General features: G+C 59.0%; 19 protein-coding genes. 9 read left to right on the plus strand and 10 right to left on the minus strand.

From position 1 onward, the window contains the following. The first annotated feature begins 72 nt into the window (after positions 1-72). Entirely contained in the window at positions 73-483 is a 411-nt protein-coding gene (locus ACOI7Z_RS01770) for a YbhQ family protein (RefSeq protein WP_012542390.1), read from the plus strand. Here ACOI7Z_RS01770 and ACOI7Z_RS01775 read toward each other — a convergent pair. From ACOI7Z_RS01775 to ACOI7Z_RS01800, 6 genes are all read right to left on the minus strand, one after another. Continuing rightward, the gene (locus ACOI7Z_RS01775; RefSeq protein WP_023288928.1) at positions 445-1,551 is read right to left on the minus strand and encodes an ABC transporter permease; all 1,107 of its coding nucleotides are present in this window, start codon (positions 1,549-1,551) and stop codon (positions 445-447) included. The two genes, ACOI7Z_RS01770 and ACOI7Z_RS01775, sit on opposite strands and share 39 nt — an antisense overlap. Positions 1,552-1,680: 129 nt before the next feature. Then, positions 1,681-2,814 carry an ABC transporter permease gene (locus ACOI7Z_RS01780; RefSeq protein WP_023288929.1) on the minus strand — a complete coding sequence of 378 codons (1,134 nt, stop codon included), beginning with the start codon at positions 2,812-2,814 and terminating at the stop codon, positions 1,681-1,683. Then, complete coding sequence (locus tag ACOI7Z_RS01785; RefSeq protein WP_086075801.1) at positions 2,804-4,543, minus strand: ATP-binding cassette domain-containing protein; 1,740 nt, start codon at positions 4,541-4,543, stop codon at positions 2,804-2,806. Before ACOI7Z_RS01785 ends, ACOI7Z_RS01780 begins: the two co-directional genes overlap by 11 nt. Continuing rightward, positions 4,536-5,531 carry a secretion protein HlyD gene (hlyD, locus tag ACOI7Z_RS01790; RefSeq protein ID WP_023288931.1) on the minus strand — a complete coding sequence of 332 codons (996 nt, stop codon included), beginning with the start codon at positions 5,529-5,531 and terminating at the stop codon, positions 4,536-4,538. The genes ACOI7Z_RS01785 and hlyD overlap by 8 nt, the downstream gene beginning before the upstream one ends. After that, complete coding sequence (gene cecR / locus ACOI7Z_RS01795; protein ID WP_086075802.1) at positions 5,531-6,190, minus strand: transcriptional regulator CecR; 660 nt, start codon at positions 6,188-6,190, stop codon at positions 5,531-5,533. Before cecR ends, hlyD begins: the two co-directional genes overlap by 1 nt. Positions 6,191-6,263: 73 nt before the next feature. Then, a complete protein-coding gene (locus tag ACOI7Z_RS01800) occupies positions 6,264-7,187 on the minus strand; it encodes a LysR substrate-binding domain-containing protein (protein ID WP_044521808.1) in 924 nt (307 codons plus the stop codon). Between ACOI7Z_RS01800 and ACOI7Z_RS01805 the strand changes: the two genes are divergently transcribed. The 8 genes from ACOI7Z_RS01805 to ybiB all read left to right on the plus strand — a co-directional run bounded on the left by ACOI7Z_RS01805 (position 7,179) and on the right by ybiB (position 16,508). After that, complete coding sequence (locus tag ACOI7Z_RS01805; protein WP_170927835.1) at positions 7,179-7,316, plus strand: hypothetical protein; 138 nt, start codon at positions 7,179-7,181, stop codon at positions 7,314-7,316. The genes ACOI7Z_RS01800 and ACOI7Z_RS01805 overlap by 9 nt on opposite strands. Before the next feature lie 288 nt (positions 7,317-7,604). Next, complete coding sequence (locus ACOI7Z_RS01810; protein WP_087849200.1) at positions 7,605-8,939, plus strand: MFS transporter; 1,335 nt, start codon at positions 7,605-7,607, stop codon at positions 8,937-8,939. 50 nt (positions 8,940-8,989) lie between these two features. Then, positions 8,990-9,739 carry an SDR family NAD(P)-dependent oxidoreductase gene (locus ACOI7Z_RS01815; RefSeq protein ID WP_072421942.1) on the plus strand — a complete coding sequence of 250 codons (750 nt, stop codon included), beginning with the start codon at positions 8,990-8,992 and terminating at the stop codon, positions 9,737-9,739. A gap of 13 nt (positions 9,740-9,752) precedes the next feature. Continuing rightward, complete coding sequence (locus tag ACOI7Z_RS01820) at positions 9,753-10,598, plus strand: transketolase (RefSeq protein ID WP_087849201.1); 846 nt, start codon at positions 9,753-9,755, stop codon at positions 10,596-10,598. Next, complete coding sequence (locus ACOI7Z_RS01825; protein WP_420701918.1) at positions 10,598-11,590, plus strand: transketolase family protein; 993 nt, start codon at positions 10,598-10,600, stop codon at positions 11,588-11,590. The genes ACOI7Z_RS01820 and ACOI7Z_RS01825 overlap by 1 nt, the downstream gene beginning before the upstream one ends. A 215-nt stretch (positions 11,591-11,805) precedes the next feature. Further along, positions 11,806-13,161 carry an ATP-dependent RNA helicase RhlE gene (gene rhlE, locus ACOI7Z_RS01830; RefSeq protein ID WP_044521817.1) on the plus strand — a complete coding sequence of 452 codons (1,356 nt, stop codon included), beginning with the start codon at positions 11,806-11,808 and terminating at the stop codon, positions 13,159-13,161. Positions 13,162-13,353: 192 nt separating this feature from the next. Then, positions 13,354-15,510 (plus strand): ATP-dependent DNA helicase DinG, encoded by a 2,157-nt coding sequence (dinG, locus tag ACOI7Z_RS01835; protein ID WP_072421345.1) that lies wholly within the window; start codon positions 13,354-13,356, stop codon positions 15,508-15,510. Positions 15,511-15,539: 29 nt separating this feature from the next. Further along, a complete protein-coding gene (gene ybiB, locus ACOI7Z_RS01840; protein WP_048334492.1) occupies positions 15,540-16,508 on the plus strand; it encodes a DNA-binding protein YbiB in 969 nt (322 codons plus the stop codon). A 110-nt stretch (positions 16,509-16,618) separates the two neighbouring features. On the opposite strand, the gene ybiJ is transcribed toward ybiB, so the two are convergent. The 4 genes from ybiJ to ACOI7Z_RS01860 all read right to left on the minus strand — a co-directional run bounded on the left by ybiJ (position 16,619) and on the right by ACOI7Z_RS01860 (position 18,471). Further along, complete coding sequence (gene ybiJ, locus ACOI7Z_RS01845) at positions 16,619-16,879, minus strand: DUF1471 family protein YbiJ (RefSeq protein WP_004176772.1); 261 nt, start codon at positions 16,877-16,879, stop codon at positions 16,619-16,621. A 285-nt stretch (positions 16,880-17,164) separates the two neighbouring features. Next, positions 17,165-17,431, minus strand: coding sequence for a DksA/TraR family C4-type zinc finger protein (locus tag ACOI7Z_RS01850; RefSeq protein WP_087849202.1), 267 nt, complete (start codon positions 17,429-17,431; stop codon positions 17,165-17,167). A gap of 23 nt (positions 17,432-17,454) precedes the next feature. Then, positions 17,455-17,715: a DUF1471 domain-containing protein gene (locus ACOI7Z_RS01855; RefSeq protein WP_032455234.1), complete on the minus strand. Its 261-nt coding sequence runs from the start codon at positions 17,713-17,715 to the stop codon at positions 17,455-17,457. 141 nt (positions 17,716-17,856) lie between these two features. Further along, on the minus strand, positions 17,857-18,471 hold the full coding sequence (locus ACOI7Z_RS01860; protein WP_023288943.1) for a flavin reductase family protein: 615 nt from the start codon (positions 18,469-18,471) through the stop codon (positions 17,857-17,859). Between the last annotated feature and the right edge of the window lie 82 nt (positions 18,472-18,553).

An 18,553-nucleotide genomic window follows, 5' to 3' on the forward strand; every position in this document is an offset into this window, starting at 1 on the left:
TGCGGTGTTACGGAATTTTCCGTAAAGTGCGGTACTCTGAGTAGCAGAGAAAAATCCTTCAGGAGAGAAGCCATGAAGTGGCAACAACGTGTACGCGTCGCAACAGGTCTTAGTTGCTGGCAGATTATGTTGCATCTACTGGTCGTGGCAGTGCTGGTGATGGGATGGATGAGCGGCGCGCTGGTGCGCGTCGGATTAGGGCTGTGCGTCCTCTACAGCGTCACGCTGCTGGCGATGCTGTTTCTGCAGCGTCATCACGAGGCGCGCTGGCGCGATGTGGGAGACTTCCTTGAGGAGCTCACCACCACCTGGTACTTCGGCGCCGCCATGATAGCGCTGTGGCTGCTGTCGCGCGTGCTGCACAACAACCTGCTGCTGGCCCTCGCCGGGCTGGTGATACTGGCAGGCCCGGCGGTGGTCTCGCTGCTGGCGAAAGATAAAAAATTACGCAATCTTTCTTCGGAACATCGCATACGCCGCTGAGCCGGTGGTGGCCGCTATGACCAGTAGCGGCCACAAACTTCCCCACACAATCTCCAGACTCGCATCCTTCAGATAAATTTGCTTGGTGATATCGGTAAAGTGGCGGATCGGGTTTATCCACGTCAGATCCTGCAGCCACTGCGGCATGTTTTCCACCGGTGAAACGTAGCCGGAGAGAAGAATCGCCGGCATCATAAAGACGAACACGCCGATAAACGCCTGCTGCTGCGTGGCGCACAGCGATGAGATTAATAAGCCAAAGCCCACCAGCGATAGACCGTAAATCACCATGGTGAAATAGAACAGCAGCAGCGAGCCGGCAAACGGGATCTGATAGGCCCAGATACCAATCGCCAGCACGATAGTCGCCTGCAGGGTGGCGACGATCAGCGCCGGCACCGCTTTACCGACAAAGATTTGCCAGGTGGCGAGAGGCGAGACCAGCAGCTGATCGAGGGTGCCCTGCTCGCGCTCGCGGGCCACCGACAGCGAGGTGACGATCATCACCCCGATGGTGGTGATCATGGCGATGAGCGACGGCACCACGAACCACTTGTAGTCGAGATTCGGGTTATACCAGTTGCGCACCACCAGTTCGCTATTGTTCGGCTTCGCTTTGTCCTCCAGCAGTTCCTGCTGGTAATTTTTCACGACCTGCTGCAGATAGTTGGCGGCGATTTGCGCACTGTTGGAGTTGCGTCCGTCGAGCAGGAGCTGCAGCGGGGCGGTTTGATAGTTGTCGAGGTTGCGTGAGAAATCCGCCGGGAAGCGCACCACCAGCAGGGCTTTTTGTTCATCGATGGTCGGCTGGATCGCCTGCGGACTTTTCAGCAGCAGGACGTGGGTAAAGGCTTTGGCGCGGGCAAAGCGCTGAGTGAGTTCCACCGCGTGGCGACCGCTGTCCTCGTTATAGATGGCGATGGTGGCGTTGGTCACCTCCAGCGTCGCGGCAAAGGGAAACAGCAGCACCTGAATCAGCACCGGCATGATTAAAATCGCCCGCGTCTGCGGTTCGCGCAGCAGCGACTGCAGCTCTTTGCGGATCAATGTCCATAAACGGTGAAACATAATGGCTCCTTTGGCCCATTCAACAACGCCGGGCGGTACTGCGTTTGCCCGGCCCACGGGATCGGCGAACCGTATAATCGATGTTGGTTAAACCGTAGGCCCGGTCAGCGCAGCGCCACCGGGCAAAACCTAATCCAGACGCCGTTTGGTTTTCAGCCACGTCAGGCCGATAAACATCACCGCCGAAGCAATCAAAAACAGCACATTCACCAGCAGCACCACCGGAATATTGCCCGCCAGAAACAGGCTTTGCAGGGTGTTGACGAAATAGCGCGCCGGGATCACATAGGTCACCGCGCGGATCACCGCCGGCATGCTGTCTATCTGGAAAATAAACCCGGACAGCATTATCGACGGTAAAAAGGCGGCGTTCAGCGCCACCTGCGCGGCGTTAAACTGGTTGCGGGTGATCGTCGAGATCAGCAGTCCCATCCCCAGGGTGCTGAGCAAAAACAGACTGGTGATGACAAACAGGATCGGCAGCGAACCGCGATAGGGCACGCCGAGAATAAACACCGACACCAGCATACACAGCAGCATCGCCAGCATGCCGAGGAAGTAGTAGGGGATGAGCTTGCACAGCAGCAGTTCAGCGCGGGTGATCTCTGTCGACAGCAGCGCCTCCATGGTGCCGCGCTCCCATTCGCGGGCCACCACCAGCGAGGTCAGTATCGCGCCGACCACGGTCATGATAATGGTGATCGCTCCGGGGATAATAAAGTGCTGGCTGATGGCCGCCGGGTTAAACCAGTAGCGCATCTGCACGTCGATCAGCGGTTCAAAGGTCTCGCCGCGGTCTTCCGCCCGCTGCTGCTGCCAGATCTGCCAGATACCCTCCACGTAGCCCTGGGCGAAGTTAGCGGTATTGGGCTCGCTGCCGTCGGTGATGAGCTGGAGCGGCGCAGTGGCGCCGGGGCGGGCCATCTGGCGGTCGAAGTCCACCGGAATGACCACCATCGCGCGGATGCGACCGGCCTGCATCAGCTCAATTAGCCGCTGGCGATTGTCACTGACGGTGGCGTCGATATAGGGCGAGCCGGTCATGGTATGGACGAAGTCCAGCGCCTCTTCGCTCTGCTGCTCCAGCAGAACCCCCACCCGCAGCTTGCTGGAGTCGAGATTAATGCCGTAGCCGAAGATAAACAGCAGCAGCAGAGGGATCACCACCGCAATCAGCCAGCTGCTGGGATCGCGGACGATCTGCCGGGTCTCTTTGACGCACAGGGCGCGGACCCGCCGCCAGGAGAGGAGATTACTGCTCATGGCCATTCTCCTTATCCCAACGGTTAATCAGGGTAATAAACGCCTGCTCCATGGTCGGGTCCGTCTGGTTGTCATCCGCCGCCTGGGCCTTCAGCGCATCCGGGGTGCCGCTGGCGATAAGCTTACCGTGATAGACCAGCCCAATGCGGTCGCAATACTCCGCTTCATCCATAAAGTGAGTGGTGACCATCACCGTCACCCCTTTATCCACCATGCTGTTGATATGCAACCAGAACTCGCGACGGGTGAGGGGATCGACCCCGGAGGTGGGTTCGTCGAGAAAAAGAATGTCGGGTTCATGCATCAAGGAGCAGGCCAGCGCCAGCCGCTGCTTATAGCCGAGCGGCAGCTCGTCGGCGGCGTGGCGGGCGATGCTGTTCAGACCGAAGGCAGCGCTCATGCGGGCAATTTTGTCATTTTGCGCCCGGCCGCGCAGGCCGTAGACCCCGGAGAAAAAGCGCAGGTTCTGCTCGACGCTGAGGTTGCCGTACAGCGAAAATTTTTGCGCCATATAGCCCAGATGCTGACGCGCTTTGCCGGAGCTGACCTTGAGATCCATCCCCAGCACCAGCGCTTTGCCGGAGGTGGGCACCAGCAGGCCGCACATCATTTTGAAGGTGGTGGATTTCCCAGCGCCGTTGGGGCCGAGCAGGCCGAAGATCTCGCCGCGCTTGACCTGGAAATCGACGTGGTCGGTGGCGGCGAAATCGCCAAATTTTTTAGTCAGCGACTGCGCCTCAATCACCGTTTCGTCTTTGCTGCCGTCAACGCGATGGATAATCGCACCCAGCGGCGATTCGGCGGTCCCGGCGCCGCCGAGCAGGTCGATAAAGGCGTCTTCAAAGCGTGGCGCGGTGTCGGTCACCTGCAGCGACGGCATATCGTCATGTTGCTGAACCTCATCGATGAGCGCCTCCTTTTTCAGGATCAGACGCACCGATTTGCCCTGAATCACGCCGTCGCTAACCTGCGGCAGCTTCAGCGCCCGCTGCAGCAGGCGGCGGTTGTTCTCCTGCGGGCTGGAGACCAGAAAGCTGCGCCCGGCCATGGTTTGCGTCAGGGCCGTCGGCTCCCCTTGATAGAGCAGTTTGCCTTCGTTCATCAGCAGCACATCGCGACACTGCTCGGCTTCATCGAGATAAGAGGTGCTCCACAGGATCAGCATGCCGTCGCCGGCCAGCTCGTGCACCATCTGCCATAGCTCGCGGCGGGAGATCGGGTCGACGCCGACGCCGGGCTCATCCAGCAGCAGCACCTTCGGGTCACCCACCAGGGTACAGGCGAGCCCCAGCTTTTGCTTCATGCCCCCGGAGAGCTTGCCCGCCAGCCGCTCGGTGAACGGGCCAAGGGCGGTGAATTCCAGCAGGCGGTCGAAAATTTTTTTCCGCGCCTCGCCGGTGACGCTGCGCAGATCGGCGTACAGGGTGAGGTTTTCCATCACCGTCAGATCTTCATACAGGCCGAACTTCTGCGGCATATAGCCGAGCACCGCGTGCAGAGCGCTGTCGTCTTTCAGCGGGTCAAAGCCAATCACCCTGGCGCTGCCTTCATCAGGCTTGAGCAACCCGGCGAGCATCCGCATCAGAGTGGTTTTCCCTGCGCCGTCGGGGCCTACCAGCCCCGTGACGTAGCCGGCGCGGATCGTACAGGTCAGCGGGGCCACCGCTGGCCTGTCCATCCCGGGGAAACGGCGGCTCAGGCCGTTTAAGGCGATGACGGCCTCACTCATGTCCGTTCCCGTTGTCAAAGGAGACGGTCACCGGCATCCCCTGGCGCAGCGCGCCGTCGGCGTCGGTTACCACGATGCGCAGACGGTAGACCAGATCGGTGCGCAGGTCCGGCGTCTCGACAGTCTTCGGCGTGAACTCAGCGCTCGGCGAGACAAAGCCGATTTTGCCGTGATAGGGCTTATCCGGCCGGCTGTCGGTATAGAGCAGCACTGCTTGTCCCGGCTGCGCCTGGCCGAGGTTTTTCTCGTCAACGTAGGCGCGGACCCATACTGGATGGGTCAGGGAGAGGGTTAGCACGGTGCCGCCGGCGTTGAGCATAGTGCCGGGCTCGACGGCGCGGGTCATCAGCGTGCCGTCGGAAGGGGCGGTCAGCACGGTATCGTGCAGGTCCAGTTTAGCCTGGGCCAGCGCCGCCTGCGCCTGTTCGAGGCTGGCTTTGGCCTGGGCTATCTCCTGCGGACGATTGCCGGCGCGGTATTGACGCAGTTTATCCTGCGCTGACTTCAGCGTTGCCTGCGCCTGGTCGCGCGAGGAGCGGGCGTTCTCCAGATCGTTGGCGGAAATGGCGCTGCTGGCGCGTAAACCCAGCTGGCGCTGATAAAAGTTTTGCGCGTAGTCGTAAGCGGCCTGCGCCTGATTCACAGCCGCCGCGGCCTGGGCAATCTCTTCCGAGCGGTAGCCGGCCATCATCAGGTCATACTGCGCCTGGGCGGTGGAGACGTTGGCCTGCGCCTGCAGCAGGGCGTTTTCATAGGGGGCACGGTCAAGCTCGCCGAGGGTTTGCCCGGCGCGGATGCTGTCGCCTTCGTCGACGGTCAGCGAGGCCAGTCTGCCGCCGACGCGGAAGCTCATATTGACGGTGCGGATATCGACATTGCCATACAGAGTCAGCGGCTGCTGCCGGCTGCTCTGGTACCACCACCAGCCGCCGCCCAGCGCGGCGAGAAGAATCACGATCAGCAGAATGACAACGACGGGTTTTTTCATCAGCCCAAACTCCTTTGCGATAACCCATGCAGGATGAAATCGATATGACAGGTAATGACCTCAAAAATCTGTTCGGTTTTTTGCGCGTCAAACTGCGTCCAGCCGGTGCGCAGCAGGATGGTTTCACGCCCGAGACGGAAAGCGAGCACCTCGCCCAGCAGGGCGTGGGTATGGAGGATCATTTGCGTATCATCGGAATCGCGACCCGTCCAGGCGGCGATCAGCCGGGTGAGATAGTGGTGCAGGGGGGCGATCACCTGCTGGTGGATCAGATGGTACGCGGCGGTGGGCGCCAGCTGTTCCCGGGAAATAAATTTGCTCAAGTTGACCGTATCATCCTGGGTCAGCAGCAGGATCATGTTATGGCAGGCGCTGAGGATGAGGGCGCGGATCGCCTGACGATCCGGTGACTCTCCGGCGAGCAGGGCCTCCGCCGCTTCGGCGTGCGGGCGAAAATTGTCACCGATAAAATCGGCGATCCACTGGCCGCAGGCGAGATACAGGTCGTCTTTCGAGCCAAAATAGTAGGTGATAGCCGCGATATTCTGCCCGGCCTGGGCGGCAATATCGCGGGTGGTGGCATGCTGGCCGTACTCGCCAAACTGGGCGATAGCGGCCGCGATAAGCTGGCTTTTTGCCTGTTCGCCTTTACTGGTCATCGTGCTCTGAAAAAATTAATCAATCGATTGATTAACTTTAGGCGCCGACTGGCGGTTTGTCCACCTGCCAGGACTAAATATGAAAACCGTCTTCCTGTAGCTCCCCGGCGACCCAGGCGAAGAAGCGCTGGACCTTTTCCTTCTGTTCATTGGCGTGGGGAAGGACGAAGTGGTGCGCGCCGACCGGCATACTCCGCTCGTCGGCAAACACCGGCGTCAGCTGCCCCTGACGCACGTGGCCGCCGGCCAGCAGATTGCTTTCCAGGATCACCCCCATCCCCATCCGGGCCGCCTCGATGCTCATGTACGACCGGTCGAAATTAAAGATAAAGTTTTTGTGCCAGCCGCGGACCTTGTGCCACGACAGCCAGTTGCTCCAGTTAATTAAGGTGCTGTCGGAATGGATCAGATCGCAGGCCAGCAGATCTTCCGGGGCGCGAACCGCATGGCGGGCTAAATAAGAGGAGGCGCTGTAGGGCAGGACGCACTCATTTTTAATGGTCCTGACCAGCAGCGTCGGCCACTGCGACAGCCCGTGGCGAATATCGATATCAATATTATCCCGGGAGAACTGAATGCTTTCGTAAGAGCAGGTCAGGCTAATTTTTAGCTCCGGCCACGCCTGACGGAATTTATCCAGCCGCGGCATCAGCCACAGCAGGCCGAAGCTCGGCGCTGAGTGAATGCGTAAATAATCCTGATGAATATCGTTGATCACCTGGCTGGTGGCCTGGCCAATCATATTCAGCGCTCCGGAGACCTCTTTGAGATATTTTTCTCCCACTGCGGTTAACATCACGCCTTTGCTGCTGCGGGAGAACAGTTTTTTTCCCAGCAAGTGCTCCAGACTGGCTATCTGGTGGCTGACCGCCGAGGCGGTAATGTTGAGGTTCTCTGCGGCCAGGTTGAGGCTGCCGGTTGCGGCGACTTCAATAAAAGCCTGGATATTGCGTAAAGAGGGCATCGGCAGATTTTTATTGGGCAGCGGTTGACTCATGGCGGCATCCTGCGCGGGGCGCGAATAAAAGAAAATGGCGAACAGCGTGGCGCAGCCGTGATGAACAGCATAGGGAAAAGCGAAAATAACCTTTTAATTTGTGATGGGCTTAACAATTTCTCTCGTTAAAATCGCCCCTCTCAGTAAACGCTAAAATTTGCGGGGAGTCACTAACTCAATTTTTCTCAATCATAATTGAGCTTTTTTGAATACCTTTTCATTTTTGGGTTGTTATATTCCCCTCACAGGCCTGATCACAAACTGCGATGCGCTTGGGTCGCAATAATAAAACACCTAACCACCTGTTTCGCTGTGCGAAAAGACATGTCTCTCTTGTTGCGCCAGGGCGCGTGAAACGCGGCGAACCCAGGCGGCAACCTACGGCGAAGTGGATGAGGTATAAGATGAGGAAACCCTATGTCACGTATAGATACGCTGGTCTGTACTGACGCCAGGAAAACAAAATATCGTTTTGTAGTTTTGACGATGATTTTCCTGGTGTATGCCATCAATTACGCCGACAGAACGAATATCGGCGCGGTACTGCCGTTTATCATTGATGAATTTCATATCAATAATTTTGAGGCCGGAGCGATTGCCAGTATGTTTTTCCTCGGCTATGCGGTCAGCCAGATCCCGGCCGGCTTTTTCATCGCCAGACGCGGCACTCGAGGGCTGGTTTCGCTATCTATTTTCGGCTTCTCCGCTTTTACCTGGCTGATGGGCACGGTGAGCTCCGTATTTGGCCTGAAGCTGGTGCGGCTGGGCTTGGGACTAAGCGAAGGTCCCTGCCCGGTGGGGCTGGCGTCGACGATAAACAACTGGTTTCCGCCGAAAGAGAAAGCCACGGCAACCGGCGTTTACATCGCGGCGACCATGTTTGCCCCGATTATCGTGCCGCCGCTGGCGGTGTGGATTGCGGTGACCTGGGGCTGGCGGTGGGTCTTTTTCTCCTTTGCTATTCCCGGGATCGTAGCAGCGATAGCGTGGTACCTGTTGGTGAAGTCAAAGCCCGCGGAAAGCGGATACGTATCTCCAAGCGAACTGGCAGAGATTAATGCTGGGCGGGACAGCCATCATAATGACGGTGTACGTGAAAATATATTAATCGCCGATCGCTTCACCTGGCTGGATAAAATTATCCGGGTGAAAAAAATGCCGCCTGTGGATACGGCGAAGGGATTATTCACCTCAAAAAATATTCTCGGAGACTGCCTCGCATATTTTATGATGGTCAGCGTGTTATATGGATTATTAACCTGGATCCCGCTGTATTTAGTGAAAGAGCGCGGTTTCGATGTGATGAGTATGGGGTTCGTGGCCAGTATGCCGTGCATCGGCGGCTTTATTGGCGCGATTGGCGGCGGATGGATTTCGGATAAATTATTAGGCCGCCGGCGTAAACCAACCATGATATTCACAGCGGTATCAACCGTAGTCATGATGTTAATTATGCTGAATATACCGGCAAGCACCCTGGCGGTCTGTATTGGTTTATTCTTTGTCGGTTTCTGTTTGAATATCGGCTGGCCGGCTTTTACCGCCTACGGTATGGCCGTTTCGGACAGCAAAACCTATCCGATCGCCTCTTCCATTATTAATAGCGGCGGCAACCTCGGCGGATTTGTGGCGCCGATGGTGGCCGGTTTCTTACTGGATAAAACGGGGAGCTTTAATTCTGTATTTACCTATTTTGGTATCTGCGCCGCAATCGGTTTGGTGGTGATTCTTTTCCTCGATGAGCCACAATAACGAAAATAGATCCTGTTAATTAATATGACGTAATGTCATGGAGTGAAACTATGTTATTAAAAGATAAAGTCGCCATTATTACTGGCGCGGCCTCCGCACGCGGTTTGGGTTTTGCGACCGCGAAATTATTCGCCGAAAACGGCGCGAAAGTGGTCATTATCGATCTCAATGGCGAAGCCAGTAAAACCGCCGCGGCGGCGCTGGGCGAAGGCCATCTCGGCCTGGCGGCGAACGTCGCCGACGAAGTGCAGGTGCAGGCGGCCATCGAACAGATTCTGGCGAAATACGGCCGGGTCGATGTGCTGGTCAATAACGCCGGCATCACCCAGCCGCTGAAGCTAATGGACATCAAGCGCGCCAACTATGACGCGGTGCTCGATGTCAGCCTGCGCGGCACGCTGCTGATGTCACAGGCGGTGATCCCCACGATGCGGTCGCAAAAATCCGGCAGCATCGTCTGCATCTCGTCCGTTTCCGCCCAGCGCGGCGGCGGTATCTTCGGCGGTCCGCACTACAGCGCGGCAAAAGCCGGCGTGCTCGGCCTGGCGCGGGCGATGGCGCGCGAGCTTGGCCCGGACAACGTCCGCGTTAACTGCATCACCCCGGGGCTCATTCAGACCGACATTACCGCCGGCAAGCTGACGGACGACATGACGGCCAATATTCTTGCCGGCATTCCGATGAACCGCCTCGGCGACGCGGTGGACATCGCCCGCGCCGCGCTGTTCCTCGGCAGCGACCTCTCTTCCTACTCCACCGGTATCACCCTGGACGTTAACGGCGGCATGTTAATTCACTAAGCGAGGCACAGAGATGAACATCACCGAATCACAAAAAGTCGCCGCGGCGGCGTGGCGTATCCGCCGCTATGCCCTGAAAATGGGAGAGGTTCAGGGGCAGGGTTATATTGGCCAGGCGCTGGGGTATGCCGATGTGCTGGCTACCGCCTTCAGTTACGCCATGACCTATCGCCCGGAAGATCCTGAGTGGGAGGGGCGCGATCGCTTCCTGCTTTCTCATGGCCATTACGCTATCGCTTATTATGCCGCGTTGCTGGAGGCGGGCATTATTCCGGAAGCGGAACTGGAAACCTACGGCTCCGACGACAGCCGCCTGCCGATGTCCGGCATGGCGACCTACACCCCGGGGATGGAGATGTCCGGCGGCTCACTGGGGCAGGGGCTGTCTATCGCCGTCGGCATGGCGCTCGGCCTGCGGCAGAAACAGAGCAAGGCCTGGGTCTATAACTCGATGTCCGATGGGGAGCTGGATGAAGGTTCGACCTGGGAAGCGGCGATGTCGGCGGCTCACTATGGCCTGACCAACCTGATTAACCTTGTCGACGTCAACAAACAGCAGGCCGACGGCGATTCACGCAAAATCCTCGGCTTTGAGCCGCTGCAGGATAAATGGGCCGCCTTCGGCTGGTACGTGCAGCGCGTAGACGGTAACGATCTGCCGGCGGTGATGGCCGCCTTTGACAACGCGAAAAGTTATTCCGGCAACCAGCCGCGGGTCATTTTGTGCGACACGCTGATGGGCAAAGGGGTGCCGTTCCTCGAAACCCGCGATAAGAACCATTTTATTCGCGTCGATGCCGACGAATGGCAAAAAGCGATTGCGGTGCTGGACGCTAACAAACCGGAAGGAGTGCTGTAATGAGCCAGAGTAAACCTCGTTTAAAAACGTCGGCGATGATCGCCTCGATTGCCGATGAAGGCCAGGTCACCGTCTCTGCGCCCTTCGGCGTCGCGCTGTCGAAACTCGCGGCGGAGCGCCCGGCGATCGTCGGTATGACAGCGGACCTGTCAAAATATACTGACCTGCATATTTTCGCCCAGGCCTTCCCGGATTGCTTTTTCCAGATGGGAATGGCGGAGCAACTGCTGATGGCGGCGGCGGGAGGCATGGCGAAGGAGGGATTTATTCCCTTCGCCACCACCTATGCCGCCTTTGCGACCCGTCGCGCCTATGATTTTATTCATCAGGTGATCGCTGAAGAGCATCTGAACGTCAAGATTTGCGCGGCGCTACCGGGCCTGACGACCGGCTATGGCCCCAGTCATCAGGCCACCGAAGATCTGGCGATCATGCGTGGTATCCCCGGAATGGTCATCGTCGATCCCTGCGATGCGCTGGAGATTGAGCAGGCGGTACCGGCCATTGCCGATCACCATGGCCCGGTTTATATGCGCCTGCTGCGCGGGAAAGTGCCGCTGGTGCTGGATAAATACGACTATCAGTTCGAACTGGGCAAAGCGAAGCTGCTGGAGGACGGCAACGACGTGTTGATTATCTCCTCCGGGCTAATGACCATGCGCGCGCTGGAGGCGGTTGAAAAGCTGCGGGACGATAATATCAGCGTGGCGGTCCTGCACGTGCCGACCATCAAACCGCTGGATGAACAAGCGATTATTGAACAGGCGTCGAAGCCGGGTCGCCTGGTGGTCACCGCCGAAAACCACACCGCGGTCGGCGGGTTAGGAGAGGCGGTGGCCGCCCTGCTGATGCGCAAAGGGGTTCGCTGCGAGCTGGATACCGTAGGGCTGCCTGACGCGTTCCTGTTAGCCGGCGCGCTGCCGACCCTCCACGATCGCTACGGCATCTCCACCGCGAAGATCGTTGAAAAAATTAAGTATCGTCTGCGTTAACCGCGCTGCGGCGACCCGCCTGGCCGCTGAGCGCCCTCAGCGGCCTTCTTCCTCCCGCCAGCCAGGGGCGGCATTCTTTTGCAGATTTTATGCGGCCTGTCACAAAATCTGCTAGACTGCGCCCCTTCATGGCATTGTGGTTTTTGCCATCTCTTATCGCAATAATCTCCCTGAAAACTACGCCCTTCACCGGGCCGGGGCGGTTCGGAGTTGTTATGTCTTTTGATTCCCTTGGCCTGAATCCCGATATCCTGCGCGCTGTCGCTGAGCAGGGCTACGTTGAGCCGACCCCTATCCAGCAGCAGGCGATCCCGGCGGTACTGCAGGGCCGCGACCTGATGGCCAGCGCCCAGACCGGCACCGGTAAAACGGCGGGCTTTACTCTGCCGCTGCTGCAGCGCCTGATCCAGAACGAGCCGCACGCGAAGGGTCGTCGCCCGGTGCGCGCGCTGATCCTGACCCCGACCCGCGAGCTGGCGGCGCAGGTGGGCGAGAACGTGCGGGATTACAGTAAATATCTGAATGTTCGCTCGCTGGTGGTGTTCGGCGGCGTGAGCATCAACCCGCAGATGATGAAGCTGCGCGGCGGCGTCGATATCCTCGTCGCCACCCCGGGCCGTCTGCTGGACCTGGAACACCAGAACGCCGTCAGCCTCGATAAAGTGGAAATCCTCGTACTGGATGAAGCGGACCGCATGCTGGATATGGGCTTTATCCATGACATCCGCCGCGTACTGGCTAAACTGCCGCCGCGTCGGCAGAACCTGCTGTTCTCGGCGACCTTCTCCGACGAGATCAAAGGCCTGGCTGAGAAACTGCTGCACAACCCGCTGGAAGTGGAAGTGGCGCGTCGCAACACGGCCTCCGAGCAGATCACCCAGCACGTCCATTTTGTTGACAAAAACCGTAAGCGCGAGCTGCTGTCGCAGCTTATCGGCGAAGGCAACTGGCAGCAGGTGCTGGTCTTTACCCGCACCAAGCATGGCGCCAACCACCTCGCGGAGCAGCTCAACAAAGACGGCATCCGCAGCGCGGCGATCCATGGCAACAAGAGCCAGGGGGCGCGTACCCGCGCGCTGGCCGACTTTAAATCCGGCGGCATTCGCGTGCTGGTGGCGACCGATATCGCCGCCCGCGGTCTGGATATCGAAGAGCTGCCGCACGTGGTGAACTACGAGCTGCCGAACGTGCCGGAAGATTATGTCCACCGTATCGGCCGTACCGGTCGCGCCGCGGCCACCGGCGAAGCCTTGTCGCTGGTGTGTGTGGATGAGCACAAGCTGCTGCGCGATATCGAGCGCCTGCTGAAGAAAGAGATCCCGCGCATCGCGATTGCCGGCTATGAGCCGGATCCGTCCATTAAAGCCGAGCCTATCCAGAACGGTCGCCAGCAGCGCGGCGGCGGTCGTGGTCAGGGTCAGGGACGCGGCGGCCAGGGCCAGGGGCGCAGCGGACAGCCGCGCAGCCAGAGCAGCGCCCCGCGTCGTCAGGACGGCGAGGCGCCGAAAGCGCGCACTCAGGACGGCAAACCGCCGCGCCGCCGTCGCCCGCGTAAACCGGCTGGCGAATAACAGGCTGATGCCCGGACCGCGAGAATGCGGTTAAGTACGGCTCAGGCCCGTCTGTCCGCTACGCGGCGGCGGGCCTTTTTCTTTCCATTACACTATTTGTCGAGCACGCTTCCACACTGAGCAGAAAGCAATACCTCCGGGCGGGCAAAAATGGCACAATAGTGGCTGTTTATACAGTATTCAGGTTTTCTCATGGCTTTGACCGCTGCGCTGAAAGCGCAAATCGCCGCCTGGTATAAGGCGCTTCAGGAACAGATCCCGGACTTTATTCCCCGCCCCCCGCAGCGGCAGATGATCGCTGATGTGGCGAAAACCCTCGCCGGGGATGAGGGCCGGCATCTGGCTATCGAAGCGCCGACCGGCGTGGGTAAAACGCTGTCATATCTGATCCCCGGCATTGCCATCGCCCGTGAGGAACAAAAAACGCTGGTGGTCAGCACCGCCAACGTCGCCCTGCAGGATCAAATCTACAGTAAAGACCTGCCGCTGCTGCGCAAGATTATCCCCGACCTGCGCTTCACCGCCGCCTTCGGTCGCGGACGCTACGTCTGCCCGCGCAATCTGACGGCGCTGGCCAGCACCGAGCCGACGCAGCAGGATCTGCTGGCCTTCCTCGACGACGATCTCACCCCGAACAACCAGGCCGAGCAGAAGCTGTGCGCGACGCTGAAGCAGGATCTCGACAGCTACCGCTGGGACGGCCTGCGCGACCATACCGACAAAGCCATCGACGATGGGCTGTGGAGCCGGCTGAGCACCGATAAGGCCAGCTGCCTGAACCGCAACTGCCACTACTATCGGGAGTGTCCGTTCTTTGTGGCGCGGCGGGAAATTCAGGAGGCGGAAGTGGTGGTGGCCAACCATGCGCTGGTGATGGCGGCGATGGAGAGCGAGTCGGTGCTGCCGGAGCCGAAAAACCTGCTGCTGGTCCTCGATGAAGGCCATCATCTGCCGGACGTCGCCCGCGATGCGCTGGAGATGAGCGCCGAGATCACCGCCCCCTGGTTTCGCCTGCAGCTGGATCTGTTCTGCAAGCTGGTGGCTACCTGCATGGAGCAGTTCCGCCCGAAAACCACGCCGCCGCTGGCCAATGCGGAGCGGCTCGCCGGCCATTGCGAAGAGCTGTTCGAGCTGATTGCGTCGTTGAATAATATTCTCAATCTCTATATGCCCGCCGGTCAGGACGCGGAGCATCGCTTCCCGATGGGCGAACTGCCGCAGGAGGTGATGGAGATCTGCCAGCGGCTGGCGAAGCTCACCGAGACGCTGCGCGGGCTGGCGGAGCTGTTCCTTAACGATCTCAGCGAAAAGACCGGCAGCCATGACGTGGTGCGCCTGCATCGGGTGCTGCTGCAGATGAACCGCGCCCTCGGCATGTTTGAAAGCCAAAGTAAGCTGTGGCGTCTGGCGTCGCTGGCGCAGTCCTCTGGCGCGCCGGTGACCAAATGGGCGACGCGGGTGGTGCGCGACGGCCAGATCCACGTCTGGTTCCACTGCGTCGGCATCCGCGTCAGCGATCAGCTTGAACGACTGCTGTGGCGCAGCGTGCCGCATATCGTGGTGACGTCAGCGACGCTGCGCTCTCTAAACAGCTTCTCGCGCCTGCAGGAGATGAGCGGCCTGAAGGAGAAAGCGGGCGACCGCTTCGTGGCGCTGGATTCGCCGTTCAACCACGTAGAGCAGGGGAAAATTATTATTCCTCAAATGCGCTATGAACCGCTGATGGATAACGAAGAGCAGCACATCGCCGAGATGGCGGCCTATTTTCGCCAGCAGGTGGAGAGCAAGAAACATCTCGGGATGCTGGTGCTGTTCGCCAGCGGGCGAGCGATGAATCGCTTCCTGGAGCATGTGACCGATCTGCGCCTGATGCTGCTGGTGCAGGGCGACCAGCCGCGCTACCGGCTGGTGGAGCTGCATCGCAAACGGGTGGAAAGCGGCGAGCGCAGCGTGCTGGTGGGCCTGCAGTCCTTTGCCGAAGGTCTCGATTTAAAAGGCGATCTGTTAAGCCAGGTGCATATCCATAAAATCGCCTTTCCGCCCATCGACAGCCCGGTAGTGATCACCGAAGGCGAATGGCTGAAAAGCCTCAATCGTTATCCCTTCGAGGTACAGAGTTTGCCCAGCGCCTCCTTTAATCTTATTCAGCAGGTGGGGCGTCTGATCCGTAGCCATCACTGCTGGGGAGAGGTGGTGATTTACGATAAGCGTCTGTTGACCAAAAACTACGGCGCGCGTCTACTGAACGCGTTACCTGTTTTTCCCATAGAGCAGCCGGGCGTCCCGGAGGTTATAGTAAAACGTAAAGCAAAACAGACAGCAAAACAGACAGGCCGCAAACGTCGTTGACGCCGGCGCGTGACGCAACAGGGGGAGCCATGGAGTACAGCAAAATTATAAAAGAGGTGGGCCGCGGTAAGAATCATGCCCGCGACCTGGATGAAGAGACCGCCCGTGCGCTCTACGCGCGGATGCTGAACGGCGAGGTGCCGGAGCTGGAGCTGGGGGGAATATTAATCGCCCTGCGCATCAAAGGCGAAGGCGAAGCGGAGATGAAAGGCTTTTACGCCGCGATGCAGCAGCATACTCTGCGCCTGACCCCGCCGGCAGGCAAGCCGATGCCGATCGTTATCCCCAGCTACAACGGCGCGCGCAAGCAGGCGAACCTGACGCCGCTGCTGGCGATGCTCCTGCACAAGCTGGGGTTTCCGGTCGTGGTTCACGGCGTCAGTCACGATCCGACCCGGGTGCTGACCGAGACCATTTTTACCCTGCTGGACATTCCGGCTACCCGGCATGCCGGCCAGGCTCAGGCGCAGCTGGAGGGGCATGAACCGGTGTATATCCCGGTGGGGGCCTTCTGCCCGCCGCTGGAGAAACAGCTGGCGATGCGCTGGCGGATGGGCGTGCGCAACAGCGCCCATACGTTGGCCAAACTGGCCACGCCGTTTGGCGAAGGGGAGGCGTTACGTCTCTCCAGCGTATCGCATCCGGAATATGTTCCCAGGGTGGCGGGTTTCTTTCGCGAGACCGGTGGCCGCGCGCTGCTGATGCACGGTACCGAAGGCGAAGTGTACGCCAACCCGCAGCGCTGCCCGCAGATCAGCCTGATCGATGACCAGGGCGTGCGGGCGCTGTGCGACCGTCAGACCGAGGCAGCGGCGGAGGAAGTCATTCTGCCGGCCTCGAAAGATCCCGAAGTGACCGCGCGCTGGATCGAGCGCTGCGTCGCCGGCGTCGAACCGGTACCCCACTCGCTGAAGATCCAGCTTGCCTGCTGTCTGCTGGCCTGCGGGGAGGTCTCAACCCTGGAGCAGGGGCTCAGCCGCGTCAACGACTGCTGGTGATCGGATCGGCAGGATAAAAAAAAAGCCCGTCCGGTGGCTCGGACGGGCAAGGCAAGGGTATTAAAGGTCTTTTCAGGGTTAATTCAGTGGCTTACAGGGTTGAGCTGCGATTATTTATAGATAACCGCGGTACCGCTCAGTTTGTTGTTGGTGTTAGCGGAAGTGATGCTATAGCCGGTTGCGCCAGCAGCTTCGGCTTTAGCAGCCAGTTTCGCTTCCAGACCATCTAACGTGGTTGCGCCTTGCGCAGACACCACGCCGATCTTATTCATGCTTTCAGCCTGAGCGGGGGTAACCGGCTCGGCGGCAAAGGCGCCGAAGGAAAGGGCGGTCAGAGCGATGGCAGCGGCAGCATATTTGATGTTTTTCATAGTTAATCTCTCGCAGGTTGTTCTGTTCAGGGGACGATGTTCCGTCGATGTGATAAGTATCACGCTTTTTTGCGGGAGATAAAATCGAAGGAAATTCACAGTCTTCATCTAATTTTTTGAATGATTAATAATTTACTGATTATTAATAAATTATTTCTCATTCTTTTCGTCTGATGGCGGAGCGAGGGGGACCGGCACGCTTAAGGGCACATATTGCGACATTTATCGCCAAAAAGTGTGCGCGAAAAGATAATGCGAAAGGCTGTCATGAACGGTAAAGGAAAGTCAGCGTAGCTGGCTATCCTTGGAACCACGGCGATTATATCCTGAAAATGTATTGTTATGTAAATCTTTCTCCTGCTGGCACTTCACGCAGTATCTCACCCCGGGTATCGCCTGTCGACGCGCCTCCGGAATCGGCTCTCCGCATTCATCACATAATTTGTTGCTTTCGCCGTGCGGAAGCTCGCGGCGGGCGCGCGCCACCGCATCGTCAATGGTGCTGTCGATCTGATCCTGTACGGCTCCGTCGCCTGCCCAACCTGATGCCATTGTCTGCCTCCTGTAAAAAAGGGTTATTGATAAATTATAGCTGAACCGTACAGCCGGTTACCGCTGCTGGCGGCATTGACCCGCCAGGCTATCGCCCCACGACGGTGGGCCTTATCCGCGAGGGCGGCCACCAGGTCGTCAAGGGTACGGGCGCCGGAGGCGGAGACGGTGCCGACAGGACGCAGCGGCCCGTCATAGGGCAGTACGGGGGGCGGCGGCAGGGAAGAGGCCGCGTCGGCCTGAGCGGCAAGCGCAGCGGCGAACAGCAGCGAGGTGATTTTCATCAGCATATCCTCATAAACAGCATGGGACATAGCTTAAGTGTAGGCCTTTCCAGCCCGCGCGGTAGGGAATTTTTTATGCAAAAACAAGGCGTTTCGCCCGCAACCGGCGCAGGGTAGCGGTCCCCGCGCCAGGGATATTATTTAGCGGGCATCCGGGCGGATCATGTCAAAACGCAGGCTGTCATCAATACTGTAATAGGCGCTCGGCCCCCCGGCACGCAGGATCGGCTGAGCGCGGGCGGTTTGATAGATGCCGTTCTCCAGCAGTGATTCATCGATATGCACGGCGACCACTTCGCCGAGCACCAGCCATGTATCGACAAGGTTGCCGTCGGCGGTGGTGAGCTGAATACATTGCGACAGGCGGCACTCAAAGTTCACCGGGCTCTCCGCCACCCGGGGGGCCTTGACCAGGCGGCTGGCGGCGGCGGTGAGTCCGGCGCGCACGAATTCATCCTCATGGTGCGGGATCGAGGCGGAGGTTTCGTTCATCGCGGCGGCCAGCGGGCGCGTCGCCAGGTTCCAGACGAACTCCTTCGTTTCGACGATATTTCGCACGCTGTCTTTCCAGCCGCTACTGGCGAAACCAATGATCGGCGGGCGATAGTTAAAGCAGTTAAAAAAGCTGTATGGCGCCAGATTACGCTGGCCCTCGGCGTCCTGCGAGGCGATCCAGCCAATCGGGCGAGGCCCGATTATTGCGTTGAGCGGGTCATGCGGCAGGCCGTGGCCCTGCGAAGGTTGATAAAAGTACATGCTGCACCTGTCACGGATAAAGGAGATATCCAGACTCCCTTATTTACCGAGCGGCCGTCAACGGGTATCTTACGCGGCTGTT

It is taken from the genome of Klebsiella sp. C283 (genome assembly GCF_048822555.1).
GTDB classification, from domain to species: domain Bacteria; phylum Pseudomonadota; class Gammaproteobacteria; order Enterobacterales; family Enterobacteriaceae; genus Klebsiella; species Klebsiella quasipneumoniae.

Excerpts from the sequence above, each read along its gene's own strand:
- ACOI7Z_RS01860 (WP_023288943.1), bottom strand. The coding sequence starts at position 18,471 with ATGTACTTTTATCAACCTTCGCAGGGCCACGGCCTGCCGCATGACCCG.
- ACOI7Z_RS01770 (WP_012542390.1), top strand. The coding sequence starts at position 73 with ATGAAGTGGCAACAACGTGTACGCGTCGCAACAGGTCTTAGTTGCTGG.
- ACOI7Z_RS01775 (WP_023288928.1), bottom strand. The coding sequence starts at position 1,551 with ATGTTTCACCGTTTATGGACATTGATCCGCAAAGAGCTGCAGTCGCTG.
- dinG (WP_072421345.1), top strand. The coding sequence starts at position 13,354 with ATGGCTTTGACCGCTGCGCTGAAAGCGCAAATCGCCGCCTGGTATAAG.
- ybiJ (WP_004176772.1), bottom strand. The coding sequence starts at position 16,879 with ATGAAAAACATCAAATATGCTGCCGCTGCCATCGCTCTGACCGCCCTT.
- ACOI7Z_RS01815 (WP_072421942.1), top strand. The coding sequence starts at position 8,990 with ATGTTATTAAAAGATAAAGTCGCCATTATTACTGGCGCGGCCTCCGCA.
- ACOI7Z_RS01780 (WP_023288929.1), bottom strand. The coding sequence starts at position 2,814 with ATGAGCAGTAATCTCCTCTCCTGGCGGCGGGTCCGCGCCCTGTGCGTC.
- ACOI7Z_RS01825 (WP_420701918.1), top strand. The coding sequence starts at position 10,598 with ATGAGCCAGAGTAAACCTCGTTTAAAAACGTCGGCGATGATCGCCTCG.
- ACOI7Z_RS01800 (WP_044521808.1), bottom strand. The coding sequence starts at position 7,187 with ATGAGTCAACCGCTGCCCAATAAAAATCTGCCGATGCCCTCTTTACGC.
- ACOI7Z_RS01850 (WP_087849202.1), bottom strand. The coding sequence starts at position 17,431 with ATGGCATCAGGTTGGGCAGGCGACGGAGCCGTACAGGATCAGATCGAC.
- hlyD (WP_023288931.1), bottom strand. The coding sequence starts at position 5,531 with ATGAAAAAACCCGTCGTTGTCATTCTGCTGATCGTGATTCTTCTCGCC.
- cecR (WP_086075802.1), bottom strand. The coding sequence starts at position 6,190 with ATGACCAGTAAAGGCGAACAGGCAAAAAGCCAGCTTATCGCGGCCGCT.
- ACOI7Z_RS01855 (WP_032455234.1), bottom strand. The coding sequence starts at position 17,715 with ATGAAAATCACCTCGCTGCTGTTCGCCGCTGCGCTTGCCGCTCAGGCC.
- ybiB (WP_048334492.1), top strand. The coding sequence starts at position 15,540 with ATGGAGTACAGCAAAATTATAAAAGAGGTGGGCCGCGGTAAGAATCAT.
- rhlE (WP_044521817.1), top strand. The coding sequence starts at position 11,806 with ATGTCTTTTGATTCCCTTGGCCTGAATCCCGATATCCTGCGCGCTGTC.
- ACOI7Z_RS01785 (WP_086075801.1), bottom strand. The coding sequence starts at position 4,543 with ATGAGTGAGGCCGTCATCGCCTTAAACGGCCTGAGCCGCCGTTTCCCC.
- ACOI7Z_RS01810 (WP_087849200.1), top strand. The coding sequence starts at position 7,605 with ATGTCACGTATAGATACGCTGGTCTGTACTGACGCCAGGAAAACAAAA.
- ACOI7Z_RS01820 (WP_087849201.1), top strand. The coding sequence starts at position 9,753 with ATGAACATCACCGAATCACAAAAAGTCGCCGCGGCGGCGTGGCGTATC.